Source organism: Undibacterium sp. 14-3-2, assembly GCF_016595265.1.
Lineage (GTDB): Bacteria > Pseudomonadota > Gammaproteobacteria > Burkholderiales > Burkholderiaceae_D > Undibacterium > Undibacterium aquatile.
Map to the genome: position 1 here is coordinate 189,992 of NZ_JAENGS010000002.1, position 15,790 is coordinate 205,781.

14 protein-coding genes are annotated in these 15,790 nt (G+C 49.3%); 7 read left to right on the forward strand and 7 right to left on the reverse strand.

Translation table 11 applies throughout. The features are described from left to right. Positions 1-36 precede the first annotated feature (36 nt). The 6 genes from glnE to Undi14_RS05425 all read left to right on the forward strand — a co-directional run bounded on the left by glnE (position 37) and on the right by Undi14_RS05425 (position 8,295). The gene (gene glnE / locus Undi14_RS05400; RefSeq protein WP_200178539.1) at positions 37-2,787 is read left to right on the forward strand and encodes a bifunctional [glutamate--ammonia ligase]-adenylyl-L-tyrosine phosphorylase/[glutamate--ammonia-ligase] adenylyltransferase; all 2,751 of its coding nucleotides are present in this window, start codon (positions 37-39) and stop codon (positions 2,785-2,787) included. A 346-nt stretch (positions 2,788-3,133) separates the two neighbouring features. Beyond that, positions 3,134-5,503 (forward strand): TonB-dependent siderophore receptor, encoded by a 2,370-nt coding sequence (locus tag Undi14_RS05405; protein ID WP_234030432.1) that lies wholly within the window; start codon positions 3,134-3,136, stop codon positions 5,501-5,503. A gap of 75 nt (positions 5,504-5,578) precedes the next feature. Next, a complete protein-coding gene (locus Undi14_RS05410) occupies positions 5,579-6,760 on the forward strand; it encodes an alpha-hydroxy acid oxidase (RefSeq protein WP_200178541.1) in 1,182 nt (393 codons plus the stop codon). A gap of 13 nt (positions 6,761-6,773) precedes the next feature. Beyond that, positions 6,774-7,457: a Fe2+-dependent dioxygenase gene (locus Undi14_RS05415; protein WP_200178543.1), complete on the forward strand. Its 684-nt coding sequence runs from the start codon at positions 6,774-6,776 to the stop codon at positions 7,455-7,457. 36 nt (positions 7,458-7,493) lie between these two features. Then, positions 7,494-7,766 (forward strand): PepSY domain-containing protein, encoded by a 273-nt coding sequence (locus tag Undi14_RS05420; protein ID WP_190479464.1) that lies wholly within the window; start codon positions 7,494-7,496, stop codon positions 7,764-7,766. Then, on the forward strand, positions 7,750-8,295 hold the full coding sequence (locus Undi14_RS05425; protein ID WP_370589890.1) for a cytochrome b/b6 domain-containing protein: 546 nt from the start codon (positions 7,750-7,752) through the stop codon (positions 8,293-8,295). Before Undi14_RS05420 ends, Undi14_RS05425 begins: the two co-directional genes overlap by 17 nt. Positions 8,296-8,520: 225 nt before the next feature. On the opposite strand, the gene Undi14_RS05430 is transcribed toward Undi14_RS05425, so the two are convergent. From Undi14_RS05430 to Undi14_RS05440, 3 genes are all read right to left on the reverse strand, one after another. Continuing rightward, the gene (locus Undi14_RS05430; protein WP_370589891.1) at positions 8,521-9,546 is read right to left on the reverse strand and encodes a serine hydrolase; all 1,026 of its coding nucleotides are present in this window, start codon (positions 9,544-9,546) and stop codon (positions 8,521-8,523) included. 102 nt (positions 9,547-9,648) lie between these two features. Then, positions 9,649-10,344, reverse strand: coding sequence for a nitroreductase (locus tag Undi14_RS05435; RefSeq protein ID WP_200179207.1), 696 nt, complete (start codon positions 10,342-10,344; stop codon positions 9,649-9,651). Beyond that, positions 10,344-10,781, reverse strand: coding sequence for a thioesterase family protein (locus Undi14_RS05440; protein ID WP_200178545.1), 438 nt, complete (start codon positions 10,779-10,781; stop codon positions 10,344-10,346). The genes Undi14_RS05435 and Undi14_RS05440 overlap by 1 nt, the downstream gene beginning before the upstream one ends. A 345-nt stretch (positions 10,782-11,126) precedes the next feature. On the opposite strand from Undi14_RS05440, the gene Undi14_RS05445 reads away from it, so the two are divergent. Continuing rightward, a complete protein-coding gene (locus Undi14_RS05445; RefSeq protein WP_200178547.1) occupies positions 11,127-11,693 on the forward strand; it encodes a phasin family protein in 567 nt (188 codons plus the stop codon). A gap of 85 nt (positions 11,694-11,778) precedes the next feature. Here the strand turns inward: Undi14_RS05445 and Undi14_RS05450 are convergent, their stop codons facing one another. From Undi14_RS05450 to Undi14_RS05465, 4 genes are read right to left on the reverse strand one after another with little or no spacing between them, the layout of a single operon-like run. After that, positions 11,779-12,504, reverse strand: a complete 726-nt coding sequence (locus Undi14_RS05450) for an ABC transporter ATP-binding protein (RefSeq protein ID WP_200178549.1) — start codon at positions 12,502-12,504, stop codon at positions 11,779-11,781. Further along, a complete protein-coding gene (locus Undi14_RS05455) occupies positions 12,504-13,274 on the reverse strand; it encodes an ABC transporter ATP-binding protein (RefSeq protein ID WP_186883174.1) in 771 nt (256 codons plus the stop codon). The genes Undi14_RS05450 and Undi14_RS05455 overlap by 1 nt, the downstream gene beginning before the upstream one ends. An 11-nt stretch (positions 13,275-13,285) precedes the next feature. Further along, positions 13,286-14,476, reverse strand: a complete 1,191-nt coding sequence (locus Undi14_RS05460; RefSeq protein ID WP_200178551.1) for an ABC transporter ATP-binding protein — start codon at positions 14,474-14,476, stop codon at positions 13,286-13,288. Positions 14,477-14,487: 11 nt separating this feature from the next. Then, a complete protein-coding gene (locus Undi14_RS05465; RefSeq protein ID WP_186896739.1) occupies positions 14,488-15,417 on the reverse strand; it encodes a branched-chain amino acid ABC transporter permease in 930 nt (309 codons plus the stop codon). Positions 15,418-15,790: the final 373 nt, after the last annotated feature.

The following is a 15,790-nucleotide window of genomic DNA, read 5'->3' on the forward strand; positions in this document are numbered from 1 at the left end:
CCACACCACAACACCGCGCTTTCCCAACGACTGACTATGACTCTCACGCCCCCTGACCAAGCTGACATCCCCGATATTCTGAATGCATCGCGTTTCCTGCAACGCTGGCTACAAGGCGGCAGCGAACGTCAGACAATGTTGGACGAGATTTCAAGATTATCCTTGACCCCGGCAATTTTTGCTCAGATTTTACAAAAAGAAATTTCAACTGGCGCCAGTCTGAACAAAGCCATGCGTCGTTTGCGCAACCTCGTCGTCTGCGCCCTGATCAAGCGTGATCTGTGCGGCGACGCTGATATGCACGAAGTGGTGACGACCATCAGTGAATTTGCCGACTTCGTCGTGCAGCAGCATCTGGCCGCACTCAGCGCTGAAATGCAGAGTTTATACGGCGCACCGACCGGGGAAGACAGCGGCCGCGTACAGGAAATGATCGTGCTCGGCATGGGCAAGCTCGGCGGCTATGAACTCAATGTGTCGTCGGATATCGATCTGATCTTTTGCTATGCCGAAGATGGCGACACCGTTACCAGCGACAGCACGCAACGCAGCTTGTCGAATCATGAATATTTCACCCGCCTCGGAAAAAAGCTGATTGCGGCTATTTCTGAAGTGACCGAGGATGGCTACAGCTTCCGGGTCGATATGGCATTGCGCCCGAATGGCGCATCCGGGCCGCTGGTCGCCAGCTTCGGCATGGTCGAAGAGTATTTTCTGATTCAGGGCCGCGAATGGGAACGTTATGCCTGGGTCAAAGCACGCGCCATGACTGGCACAGCGGAAGATATAACCACGCTGGAAAAAATTATCCGCCCGTTTGTCTATCGTCGCTATCTCGATTACGGCTCGATTGATTCGCTGCGTTCCATGCATGCGCAGATCCGTGCCGAAGTGGTACGCCAGGAAAGCAAACATCCGGAACGCAGTAACAATGTGAAGCTGGGACGTGGCGGCATCCGTGAAGTGGAATTTCTGGCGCAGGTATTTCAGCTGATACGCGGCGGCCGCGACACCAGCCTGCGTGACCGCTCGACCCGCAATACCTTATTGACGCTGGCCGAAAAAGGGATACTCGACACCCGTATGGTGCAACAGTTGATTACTTCCTACACTTTTTTGCGTAACCTCGAACATCGTTTGCAATATCTGGATGATGCACAAACCCACACATTCCCGGCACAGACAGAAGACCAATTGCGTATTGCGCAGATGATGCGTTGCCAGAGTGTGGAAGAACTGCTGGCGCAATTGCAGCCGCATCGTGCCTTTGTCGCGGAACAATTCGACGCCATTTTTAAAGATAAAGCAGACGACAGCACAGAAGCCGCCCAATATCTGCTGACAGCGAATCTCGGCAGCAGCGACAGCGAAGAGTTACTGACATCACAATTCAGCAACGCGGGCTTCCATGAGGCTGGTGATGTTGCACGCAGACTGATCGCCAGTTGGCAGTCGGGGAAAATACAGAGCTTGTCAGAATCCAGCCGCAATAAAATGATTGCGCTGATCAACAATGCGCTGCCGCAGATCGCCAGACAAGAAGAGATGCAACTGGCTTGCTGGAACCGTCTGCTTGATTTTCTGGAAGCCATTGCACGGCGCTCTGCCTATCTGTCTTTGCTGACCGAATATCCGCATGCGCTGGCACGCGTGATCCGTATGATGGAAGCGAGCGACTGGGCCGCCAAGTTCCTGACCCGCCACCCTATCCTGCTGGATGAACTACTCGATGAGTCATCGCTGCACCAACGTCCCGACTGGGGCAGTTTTGAGCAGGATCTGAAGCGACAACTCAGCCAGCACCAGGGTGACACGGAACGCCAGATGGAAACACTGCGCGAGCTGCACCACGCAATGCAGTTCCGCTTGCTGGCACAAGATCTGGAGGGCCAACTCAGCGTTGAGCATCTGGCAGATGAACTCTCTAGACTCGCTGATCTGATCGTGGCGGCAACCATACAGGCGGCATGGGAAACCATCGCCAGCCGGCATCGCGAGGTGCCGCGCTTTGCCGTCATTGCCTACGGCAAACTGGGCGGCAAAGAACTCAGTTACGCGTCGGATCTGGATGTGATTTTTCTGTATGACGATGACGATCAGGAAGCGCCCGGCAATTACGCCAAACTGGCACAGCGCTTCATCACCTGGATGACCAGCCATACACCGGCGGGCATACTGTTCGACATTGATATTGCGCTGCGTCCCGACGGTGCGAGCGGCTTATTGGTGTCATCGCTCGGTTCTTTCGCCCGCTATCAGGAAAAATCCGCCTGGTTATGGGAACATCAGGCGCTGACCCGCGCCCGCTTTTGTGCTGGAGATGGCATGATCGCGCAGGAATTTGAACGCATCCGCGATCAGGTATTACGTCAGCCCAGAGATGTTGCCGGGTTATCGCAGGAAGTCGTCAGTATGCGTAAAAAAATGCGTGATGCGAACATTAACCGCAGCGAATTATTTGACCTCAAGCATGATGCTGGCGGCATGATCGATATCGAATTTATGGTGCAGTATCTGGTTCTCAGACACGCCCATCAATATCCGCAACTCACAGCCAATATCGGCAATATCGCCTTGCTGAAACTATGTGGCGAACTCGGTCTGATTGATGCCGATCTTGCCGGAAAAACCGCCAAAGCCTATCGCTGGCTACGCAAATTGCAACATGGCATCCGCCTGCAAGGGGAAGACCGTGCCCGCATCGCTATCACCAAAGTTACTCAGGAAGTAGCAGCAACGCGGCAATTATGGGCGTCGCTGTTTCGCGACGACATCACACCGGCATAGATCCGTCTCTAAGCTTATCTTCCAGATACAGGGCACAGCCGACATCGCAAAGCTTTGCCCTGTATCTGACTCCGGCGACTATCCGCTGGCATTTCCTCCAGTGTCACTCCCAACACACGCAACCTGCTCAGTTAATCGCGGCAGCAGACATGTGTTGGCGCGCTCCGCTGTTCCACACCGGCACTATATTTGCGCCCAAACCTCGCACACAAGCGCCAATACCATACCCGTGCACTCATCCAAGGAAATAAGTAACAACAATGCAAATGAGACTAATTACCATTTACATTAATTAAAATGTTGTTTACACTACGCGCAAACCTTTAACTTCAATCAGGAGCACACCTTGAGAAATAAGCAAACGCGCCAGCCAAATAGCCTACGCATCAATGACACGACATTCATTTCCATGAATAAAACCAGCATTGCCATGGGCATTTCCACCGCGATGTTTATTCCATTAGTGGCGATGGCGCAGACAGCACCAGCAAAACCTGCCGATGACAAAACGCAGGCACTGCCAGAAGTGCAAATTTATGGCAAAGCACTGGATCCGAACCCAAATGCAGAATCGGGCGTGCCTTACAAAGCAAAAACATCTGGAGATTCCCGTCACACTCGTCCGCTGGCCGAGACACCACAAACCATTTCTGTCATTACTAAAGCTGCTATTGATGATTCCGGCCTGACTGAACTGAAACAGATTCTGAGCGCACAGCCTGGCATTACCCTCGGTACCGGTGAAAATGGTAACGCCTTTGGCGACCGTTACATCATTCGTGGACAGGAAGCCCGTAGTGACGTATTCGTTGACGGTCTGCGCGATCCGGGAATGACGACACGCGAAAGTTTCGCGATTGAACAGCTGGAAATTTCCAAAGGACCAAGCTCCAGCTTTGCCGGTCGCGGCAGCGCTGGCGGTGCGGTGAATGCCATCACGAAACAGGCAACTTTAGATAAAGACTTCTCCAAAGTGTCTATCGGTGCAGGCACCGACAATCAAAAACGTGTGACTGCCGATATTAACAAAGGCTTTGGTGATAACTTCGCTTTGCGTGCCAACGTTCTCTACGGTGACGAAGGCATACCAGACCGCTCACCATCAAACCGCAATCGTAAAGGTGTGGCACTGTCCGGTCTGTGGGAAGCTAATGAAAATCTGTTTGTGACGCTGGATTACTACGGTTTGCGTACAGAAGATAAAGCACCGGATCTTGGTTACTATCTGGTTGGCACCGTACCTGACCGCGTCCCGGCAAAAAATGTTCCGGTGTATGCCCAAGCCAATGACTTCCTGAAATCTGATGTCGATACGCTGACCGCACGCGTTAAGTGGAAAATCGCACCAGCGCTCACGCTCAACAGCCTGACACGTTACGGCAAATCAGGTAATTCCTATGTCACGACCGGCGCATCCAGCGCAACCCGTTACGATGGTGCGACTGGCAAAGCGTACACGACAGGTGTGCTTGATAACGGCCATACCGGCTGGCAGGACGTTGACTATTTCGCGCACCAAAGCAATCTGCGCTGGGATAAAGAATTGATGGGTCTGAAACACGAATTCATCTTCGGTGCAGAGTACACAGATCATAAAGTCGTTTCTGGTAACTTCGCCGTCAGCAACAGCGGCGCTTTTAACTGTAAAACAACCGCAGGTATCGGTGCAAATAACGGCTATTGCTTTACTAACAGCAATGGTGTGCCAGTCAGCAATCTGAATACACTCGCAGGCCGCAACGGCACCCGTCAGGGCTGGACTCAGAACTGGCAGGTAAAAACGATCGCACTGACAGCGATGGATACCGTTGATCTGACCGATCGCTTCACTGCATTTGGTGGTTTGCGTGCCGATTATTTTGACCTGTCACTGATCCGCCGCAACAATACTACAGCCGCTATCACTGGCGACTACAGCTACAACGATACACTGGTCAACGGTCACCTTGGGCTGAGCTATAAAGTCACGCCAAAACTGATCGTCTACGGCAGCATGGCAAGTGCACAGGATATCAACGGCGGTGAAGCCGATGCCGGTACCAGCAGCGGTTACGGTGGCGCTGTCTTGTATCAAAATCAGATCGCAGGTGCTAAACCTGAAACCTCGATCAATCTGGAACTGGGTGCCAAGTGGAATCTGTTTGACGACAAATTACTCGCAACGGCAGCGATATTCCAGACCAAAAAATCTGATGTGATGGAAGGCGCCAATTACGACACCATCGGTACATTCAACACAGGTAAAAATCGTGTACAAGGTATAGAGTTTGGCCTCGCTGGTGATGTGACTGAAAAACTGTCAGCACAAGTCGGTCTGGCGATTTTGCGATCAAAAGTGCTGGATTCTGCAACGGCATCAAATATTGGTCGTCCTTTGAGTAACTTTGCTGAAAAATCATTCTCTGCACAAGCCAAGTATCAATTGACAAACGCATTCTCGTTCGGTGCTACTGCCCGCTACGAAAGTGACCGTTGTGGTGGTCAGCCAGACACTGCAGCTGGTTACACTGCGACTGGCTATTGCTCACAACCAGTGCCGTCATTTGCTGTCTACGATGTATTTGCTGCGTATCGTTTTTCCAAAAAGCTGGATCTGCGCGTGAACGTATTAAACGCTACGAACAAGGACTACTACACGGCGGTTTATCGTTCCGGCTCATTCCTGTATAAAGGCGATGCCCGTGCAGTCCGGTTAACGCTGAACTATGAAATGTAAGCTCGCTGCAAAAACCATCATCAACGCTTCATAACGTTCGATACAATGTCGGGCACTTGCCCGACATTTGCTGATATGACTAATACAACCACCGCAACGGCGCAAGCTGCGCTCAGCACTATTCCACCGGACATACGCTGCGCACAGGATTACGAGCGTCTGGCGCAACAATTCATGGTGCTCCCCCATTATGAATATGTTGCCGGTGGTTGTGGTCGCGACATTACTGTCGCGGCAAATCTGAACGCCTTCGCCCAATGGGCCATTTATCCCCGTCTGCTACGAGATGTCACCGCGGGTCACACCAAACTGACGTTGAATCAGCAAACATTCCCCCACCCGGTTTTTATGGCACCGGTCGCATTTCAGCAACTCGCTCATCCGGCCGGAGAAATAGATACTGCCCGTGCTGCGCAGGCGATGCAGAGCTGTATGGTCGCCAGCACGCTGTCATCCGTTCGCATGGAAGACGTTGCGACTGTCGCCAGTAATGGTGGCTCGCCGCGCTGGTTCCAGCTGTATTTTCAGCCCCATCAAAATGACACACTGGATCTCATCAGCAGAGCAGCAAATACAGGCTATAGCGCCATTGTCGTCACTTTAGATGCATCAATTCAGGCTGCCAGCTTACGCGCCCAGCGCGCAGGCTTTCGTATGCCACAAGACTGTGTAGCAGCCAATCTGCGCGATCATACTGCACCTGCAAACATCACTCTCAACCCCGGTGAAAGCCGCGTCTTTCAGGGCATCATGCGCGACGCGCCAACCTGGAAAGATCTTGAGTGGCTGATGACCCAGACATCGCTGCCAGTCTGGGTAAAAGGTGTGTTACATCCTGACGATGCCCGCGCACTGCAAAACATGGGCGTGGCTGGCATCATCGTCTCGAATCACGGCGGGCGTAGTCTGGATGGCGCCCCCGCCAGCCTCGATGCGCTGCCTGCCATTCGTGCTGCCGTCGGTACCAGTTTTCCCTTATTGCTTGACAGCGGCATACGCTCTGGCAGCGACATATTCAAAGCCCTGGCATTGGGTGCAGATGCCGTTCTCATCGGCCGTCTGCAAATGTACGCACTGAGTGTCGCCGGTGCTCTGGGCGTCGCCCACATGATCAAGCTGCTGTGTGAAGAACTCGAAATATGTATGTCGCTGGCAGGTTGCGCGACACTGAAGGAAATCAATCGCGGCGCGTTAGTGCGATGTGGCACGTCGGCCACGTCGACTGATTTTCCACCTCACGACAACAGTCACGAATAAATGAGATGAAATTATGCTGATTACTATAGATCACGTATTGAGTAAGGATGAAGTAAAACAATTCCGTCACTATCTGGATAATGCTGAGTGGAATGACGGCACCAAAACAGCAGGAACACTGGCGCGTAACGTCAAACGTAATGCACAGATTGATGATAGTACTGAAGTCGCAATCAGCCTGGGCAACCATATTCTGCGTTCGCTCGGGAATAATCCGCTGTTCGTCTCGGCGGCGTTACCGCGCAAAATATATCCACCAAAATTCAATCGCTATGCTGACGGCGGCACCTACGGCACGCATGTGGACAGTGCGATCATGCAGATACCCGGCACCAATCTGAGCCTGCGCACCGACTTATCCGCCACATTGTTTCTGGCTGAGCCAGATGAATATGAAGGCGGCGAGCTGGAGATCGAAACAGAATTCGGCGTACAGGCAGTCAAACTGGAAGCCGGCAACATGGTGTTGTACCCATCATCCAGTCTGCACCGGGTCATGCCAGTCACCGAAGGCGCCAGAGTCGCTTCATTTTTTTGGATAGAAAGCCTGGTCAGCGATGAAGGCGAACGTGCGATGCTGTTCGACCTCGATCAAACCATACAAAAACTGACACCGTCCATTGACGCAAATGATCCTCGTTTGCTGAAACTCACGGGTATTTACCATAACCTGCTGCGCCGCTGGTCGATTACCTGAATCACCATTGAGCATTACCTTCACCAAGGAGTTTGTATGACATCGATAATCAAAAAAATTATGCCGCTGCTTCTCGCTTTTTCAGCAAGCTATGCGTCAGCCCACGGAGATGTGAAGTGTACGAGCCAGCCCAAATCGGAATGGCGACCACACACAGAATTACACCAGAAACTGACCAAGGAAGGTTGGGTTATACGCCGCATGGAAATGACTTCAAGCTGCTATGAAGTCTATGCCAAAGATCCGCAAGGCAAGCGCATCGAGGCTTTTTTTGATCCGGTGACATTCAAGCGTGTTGAAGAAAATTAAGCAGTCAGTCTGGGATTTGCCGGTACGCCTGCTGCACTGGCTGTTGGTTGCAACGATTACAGCAGCCTGGATCAGCAGCCATCGTACTGGCTCAACGCACGAATACATTGGCTACGGTGCCGGCATGATCGTTTTGCTGCGGCTACTGTGGGGTTTTGCTGGCAACCGTTATGCACGCTTCCGGCAATTCGTTCGCCCTGCCCCGCTGACGCTGCAGTATCTGCGTGAAGTGATGCAAGGTCATGCAGCTCGCTATCTGGGACATAATCCCTTGGGCGGATGGATGGTCGTTGCATTGCTGAGCTGTGTCGGCCTGCTCGTTGTCAGCGGCTGGCTCACGACCACCGATTTATTGTGGGGCTATGCGTGGCCAGTGCTGTTACACACCAGCATCGCCTGGACCTTAATCGGACTGATTGCTTTGCATATCAGCGGCGTCTTATTTACCAGTTGGCAGCATCATGAAAACCTGATCGCCGCCATGCTCACAGGGAAGAAAACGCCCGCTGCTGACGATGATATTGAGTGACGACTAATGGGATGTCAGCCCTAAAAAACTGGACTATAAGAACAATGAACAAGGGATTCGCATATCTGAGCTAGCTACAGCGGAGCCTCAAACATATTGATGACGTAATGCAGATGCGTGGAAGATGTGGGGATAATCAGAAGTTATTTGATGGCATCACAGACAAAAAATCGGTGATGCCATCCGTGCTGATATCGGTTAAATCAGCATTGATCAAGCGCAGACTCAGACTTGTGGTTTAGCGCTTTCCAGCCATTTTTTAATACGGCCAGCATCTGCCAGACGAGAGTATTTTCCCTTGGAATCAAGGAATACCATGACAATTGCACGACCTTCTATCATCGCCTGCATTACCAGGCAGCGACCAGCCTCTGCAATGTAACCGGTTTTTTGTAAGCCGATTTCCCATGCAGGATTCGAGACCAGTTTATTCGAGGTACCGTATTCAAGCTGACGACCGCCAGGATTGACCACATATTTGGAGTCAGTTGAATACTCGCGAATGACAGGGTGCTGATACGCAGCATTAACCAGCTTGACCAGATCTTTTGCACTCGCACGGTTCTGGCTCGATAAGCCACTGGAATCAACATAGTGCGTTTCCGACATTCCCAGTTGGTGCGCTTTCGCATTCATCGCGTTGACAAAGGCAGGCAAGCCACCTGGGTAATTCCGCCCTAACGCCGATGCAGCGCGATTCTCAGAACTCATTAAAGCGATATGCAACATATCTGAGCGCGACAACTTCGCACCGATCTTCAGACGGGAGCCTGTTCCCTTTTCTTTATCGATGTCATCTGTCGTAATTTCTATCAGCTCATTCAAATCCTGATTCGCTTCGACGACAACCAGACTCGTCATGAGTTTGGTAATGGAGGCAATCGGTAAAGATACATTGGAATTTTTTTCAAACAAGACCTTAGAACTCGCCTGATCAACCACGTAGGCAACGTTTGACTGTAAGGCTAAAGGATCGTGTGAATGATTGAGTCCTACAGTATCGCCAACACTGGGCTTTTCTGGCACCACAGGTGCCGCCGCAACACGTTCAGTGATCACTCTGCGTTTACCGTTAACAACAGCATAACGTTTAGTCGTTTTTGCAGCGGCTGTTTTGACCACTTTTTTGTGGACAATATGTTTCTTATGCGAGGTGTGTTTATGTTCGGTCGCCTGCGCCGATAAAATCGTGGCGGGGAACAGGCTAACAAAAGAGAGGATTAAGGCTTGACGGGCAAATTTCACTGTCACTAACTCCTATTAAAATATGCCAAAAAATTTGATGCAGTTTAGCAAATCTCAAAAAAATCGCAAGATAATTAATAACTTAGCGTAAGTTTTTGAAGCAATACATCATGTCAAAAATTTAACGAACGCAGATACAGACTCGCGTTCAGTGGCCAGCGTATTTTCCACTTTCGACGTATCTGCGTAACCCAAAGCCATGCCACAAACAAGCATTTCATTTTCAGGAAACTGTAGTTGCTCACGGATAATTTTATGATACTGGGTAAAAGCGGCCTGTGGACAAGTATCCAGACCACGGGCTTTTGCTGCAAGCATGATATTTTGTAAAAACATGCCGTAGTCTAACCAGGAGCCTTGTTCCATTACGCGATCAATGGTGAAAATCAATCCCACCGGAGCATCAAAAAAAGCATAATTCCTGCCATGTTGGGCATGCATCCCTTGCTTATTCTCGCGGGCAAGTCCGAGCAAGGCATATAAGTCCCAACCAACTTTACGCCGCCGCTCCAGATAGGGACTAACCCATTTTACGGGGTAATAATTATATTCCTCAGTATGCGGCTCTTCTGTCGAGGGATGTTGATGGGCATGCAGAATTTTTTCAGACAGCTGCGTCAGACTATCACCCGTCAATACATAGACTTTCCATGGCTGCGTATTACTCCCGGATGGTGCGCGCGATGCCACCTCAAGAATGCGCTGTATGTCTTCGGACGCCACTAAATCAGGTAAAAATGCACGAACCGAACGGCGTTCAGTAATAATCTGGTCAACAATTTGCTGGGAAGGGGAAGCTATCATCATGAATCACTTTTTATTGATTGCAAAAGTAAGCGCAAAGCGTCTGGGAGCAGGACCGGACGGCGGCTCACCCTATCCACATAGACGTGGACGAAATGACCTTGTGCGCACGCTTCAGTCTCATCTGCTTTAAAAATACCCAGTTCGTAACGCACACTGGAATTTCCCAATTTACTCACAGAAACACCGGCGGTCACTTTGTCAGGAAAAGCGACGGAAGCGAAATAATTACACTGCGTTTCTATCACGAGCCCAATCACATTACTTTTCTCAACATCAAGTACCTGATGGTTGATCAGAAATTCATTGACTACGGTATCAAACCAGCTGTAATACACCACATTATTCACATGACCATACGCATCATTATCCATCCAGCGTGTCGTTATTTCATGGAAATGGCGGAAGTCGCTACGGCTTTTCGCTTGTATCTTCATTAGTCCCCTCTTACATCGGCTCAGCTGGCCGCTTTAGTCTGGAATAAAAGTCTAACATAAGCTTACAAATTCATTATCCTGTCATACAGAAAAGGGAGACTACGCGTTGAGAATCGACATTTCTCCTGACTCGGCAGGCAAGGTCAGAGTTTGATCAAAAATGAAGACGTTAAAATATTGCATTAATTGCATAATTACGCTTGATTAAGCGCGATGAAGCAATATAATAATTACTGCAATGCACAAATTTAACGAACGACTGCATTTATCGATTGTATTTGTTCTGTTTCAATAAATGCTGAAAACACCCTCTATCTGATTCCCCCTTTTAAACAGGAGATCATCATGTTTTCCGTACCTGAACAACTTTCCAATGCAACTAAAGCAAACTTAGACGCACAACTCGCGTTATTTTCTAACCTGAGCGGTAAAACCTTCGAAGGTGTTGAGAAATTAATTGAATTGAATCTGAATGCAATTAAAAGCTCATTCGAATCATCTGCGGCAACCACAAAACAATTGCTGGCAGCAAAAGATCCTCAGGAATTTTTTGCTCTGAGCAGTTCACACGCTCAGCCAAGTGCAGAAAAATTACTCGACTACAGTCGCCATCTGACATCAATAGCATCTGCCGCACAAGCAGAACTCACGCATGCTGCAGAAGCACAAATAACTGAAAGCAACCGCAAGTTTCAGGCATTGTTTGATGAAGTTTCGAAAAATGCGCCTGCAGGATCAGAACAATTCGTTTCGTTTTTTAAAACAGCGATCACGAATATGAATTCCGGATACGAGCAATTAAGTAAAACCACTAAACAAGCCGTGGATGCAATAGAAGCTAATCTGAACAATACAGTCGCACAAATCTCCCAAGCAACAGAAAAAGCAATTCCTCGTGCTACAAAGAAATAAACTTATATAAGCCCCGACATTCAGGGGCTTCAGTTGTAAAAAAAGCCCCGGAAGTTTCCGGGGCTTTTTTTATGAAAGGAAATAATCAGGCTTCGCCTAAATACGCCGCCTGAACTTTTGGATCATCCAGCATGTCTTTGGCGTTACCGTTCATGGTGATGGTGCCTGACTCCATCACATAACCACGATGTGCGGCCTGCAGCGCTAATTTTGCATTTTGTTCTACCAGCAAAATCGTAATACCCTGTGCAGAAACATTTCTGATGACTTCAAAAATCTTCTCAACCATAATGGGTGACAACCCCATTGAAGGCTCATCCAGCAACAATAATTCAGGATGACTCATCAATGCTCTTGCCATCGCCAGCATCTGCTGCTCACCACCGGAAAGAGTGCCTGCCAGCTGAGCAGAGCGTTCTTTCAGTCGGGGGAAAATCGAGAACCATTTATCGATATCACTTTCAATACCGGCTTTATCATTTCTGGTAAAAGCACCCATCATCAGATTTTCAAGAATCGTCATACGGGTAAATACACCTCGTCCTTCAGGTACCATTGCCAGATGGTTCGTCACCAGTTCAAAAGAGTTTTTCCCTCTGATGGATTTGCCTAAGTAAAAGATATCACCTTCCACTGTACAGCTCGGCAAAGTACCGGTGATCGCTTTTAATGTAGTGGTTTTTCCCGCGCCGTTCGCACCAATCAACGTGATCAATTCGCCCTTATTCACCTCAAGGTCTATGCCTTTAACGGCCTTAATACCACCGTAAGCAACCTTCAGATTACTGATCTTTAAAATGTTCTGAGCCATTAATGAGCACCTCCCAAATATGCTTCGATTACCGCAGGATTTTTCTGAATATCAGCCGGAACACCTTCTGCAATCGGTTTGCCATAATCCAATACGGTAATACGGTCACACAGGCCCATCATCAATTTCACGTCATGCTCAATCAAGAGTACGGTCTTTCCTTCGGCCTTGATTTTCACCAGCAGTTCTCTGAGTGCGAGTTTTTCAGTCGCATTCATACCTGCCGCAGGCTCATCAAGAGCAAGTAATTTCGGATCAGTTGCTAATGCGCGGGCAATTTCAAGCCTGCGCTGATCACCGTAAGAAAGAAACTTGGAAGTACGTCCGGCAAATTGTCCGATACCGACGAAATCAAGCAACTCCTGTGCGCGGCGACGGATTGCCGCCTCTTCCTCACGCGCAGCAGCGTGTTGAAATATAGCGCCAAAAACACCTTGCTTGGTACGGATATGACGCCCCACCATCACGTTTTCGAGTGCAGTCATTTCGCCAAACAGACGGATATTCTGGAAGGTACGGGCAATCCCCGCCTTAGCGACCTCATGCGGTGCCGAAGGCGAATACGGCTTGCCATCCAGCTCGAAGCTGCCGGTATCAGGTTGATACAAGCCTGTGATCACATTAAAAAAAGTTGTTTTACCAGCACCATTCGGGCCGATCAAACCGTAAATCTGTCCTTTCTTGATGTCAATCCCTACGTTTGACAATGCTTGCAAACCACCAAAACGCTTGTTCGCACCTTCAATTTTCAACATTGTTTGTTCAGTCATCTTGATCTTCCTTATGCTGCGGCATCATTCGTTTTGGCCATTCTGTCTTCATGTTTCGGCGCTGGCCATAAACCGGCCGGACGATTCAACATGACAACCACCATTGCCAGACCGTACAACAGTTGACGCAACACCTCAGCATCAATCCAGATTTTTCCGAATATCAACATCTGCACTGGCTCAACCACGTGACGTAACACTTCAGGCAATGCCGCGATCAGAATCGCGCCCAAAATCACGCCGGGAATATGACCGATCCCCCCCAGTACGACCATGGCGAGAATCACCATAGACTCGGTCAGAGAAAAAGACTCTGGTGAAACGAATCCCTGAAACGACGCGAACATGGCACCAGAAATACCGCCAAACGATGCGCCCATGGAAAACGCCAGCAATTTCACGTTACGCGTATTGATACCCATCGCTTTTGCAGCGATTTCATCTTCCCGAATCGCTACCCAGGCTCTTCCAAGACGCGAGTGCTGCAAACGTGTCGATACAATCACGATGGCGATACACAAAAATAAGAACAGGAAATAATAGGCATTCACCGATGGCATGCTGAAACCAGCCAGATTAATCGTCGCATTGGAACCCGCTTCACCTGCCAACGAAACACCTAAAACACTTACCGGATCAATCATGTTGATCCCCTGAGGTCCGTTCGTGATATTCACCGGCGCATTCATATTATTCATAAAAATGCGGATGATCTCACCGAAACCCAGCGTCACGATCGCAAGGTAGTCGCCGCGCAGCTTTAATGTAGGCGCACCAAGCAATGCACCAAATAAGCCCGCAATGGCTGCGGCAAAAGGAATAATGATCCAGACCGAAAGATGAATACCCTTTTGTGCGATTTCCGGGCCAAACAGCGTTACCAGAAAATTCCCGAGTGCCGGGTAATTTTCAACAAACGACGCCAGAACAGTCGCAAACTGTGGTGAACCGAAAAGTGCCGCCAGATAAGCACCTACCGCATAAAACGCGATATAGCCAAGATCGAGTAACCCGGCAAAACCGACCACAATATTTAAACCAAGCGCCAGCATGATATAGAGCAACGCGAAGTCGATAATACGAACCCAGGAATTACCAAAATTTGCAGCAACAAACGGGAAAAGAACTAGCACTATCCCCAACACTGCAAAGCTGGTGTAGGCCTTTTTAGGGTTTGCTTTGACATCAAATATAGTTGACATTGATCTTCCCCTTACGCACGGTCAGCAACGCGTTCACCCATGATGCCGGATGGTCGCAATGTCAGTACGATAATCAAAACAATAAAAGCAAAAATATCCTGGTATTGGCTACCGAGTACACCTCCGGTTAAATCACCGATATATCCTGCTCCCATACTTTCGATCAACCCAAGAATGATGCCACCAACCATCGCACCATAAATATTACCGATTCCGCCTAATACTGCCGCAGAAAAGGCTTTTAAGCCTGGTACAAATCCCATGGCGAACTGTGCAGATGAATAATTGGCTGCCCACATTACGCCTGCAATGGCAGCAAGTGCGGCACCAATTGCAAACGTGGCGACGATCACCTTATTCGAATCAACCCCCATTAAGCCAGCAACACGGGGGTTTTCAGCCGTCGCCCGCATTGCCCGTCCCATTTTGGTTTTTTCTACCAGCAGCACCAGCGCAATCATCGCCACGGTAGCCAGTACCAGCAGTAAGATTTGCACCTGAGAAATCACTGCCCCGCCAACCTCAACAGGGATAGTCGGCATGACGGAAGGGAATGAAATAGGACTACGCCCCCAGATCATCATGGCAAAGGTCTGCACCAGAAGTGAAACACCAATTGCCGTGATCAATGGAGCCAGACGAGGCGCATTGCGCAAACGGCGATATGCCACACGTTCGATAAGCAGATTGACAGCGATACAGACAGGAATTGCGCCAAGAATTGCAATCAGCAACATGACGAAACCAGGAAGTCCGGGCGCATAGACCTGCAAAAGCTTGATGATACTCAGCCCCGCCATCGCGCCCACCATCAGCACATCACCGTGTGCGAAGTTAATCAGATTCAGCACCCCATAGACCATGGTGTACCCCAGGGCAACCAGAGCATACATACTACCTAAGACAAGCCCATTAATAATTTGTTGGATAAAGGTATCCATATTTCGCATCTCTCTCTATAAACGAATCGGAATTTCAGCTAAACGACGACTTTGAACTGGATAAGCTAGCTCGTAATCAGCAAAAATCATTCCTGTTAACAAAAAACGGCTCCCTTTAATCAGGGGGCCGCTCGTGTTTTAACAATTTGCTATCCGAAAAGGCGCGTCATCATATCGAGAGTGCCAATAGTACGTGTAATGCACATGATCAATTCTCCTCTGTAACTTTTTGTAAAAGTTTTTCTAATATTTAGACTTCTTTGTTACGCCATTGAAGTGGGCGGAATTATACAGATGCGACACACTGTACGAGTGGTAAAAAAACCACCCGATGCTACGTATTTTCCACAAAAATCGATGGCGACTGTCAACA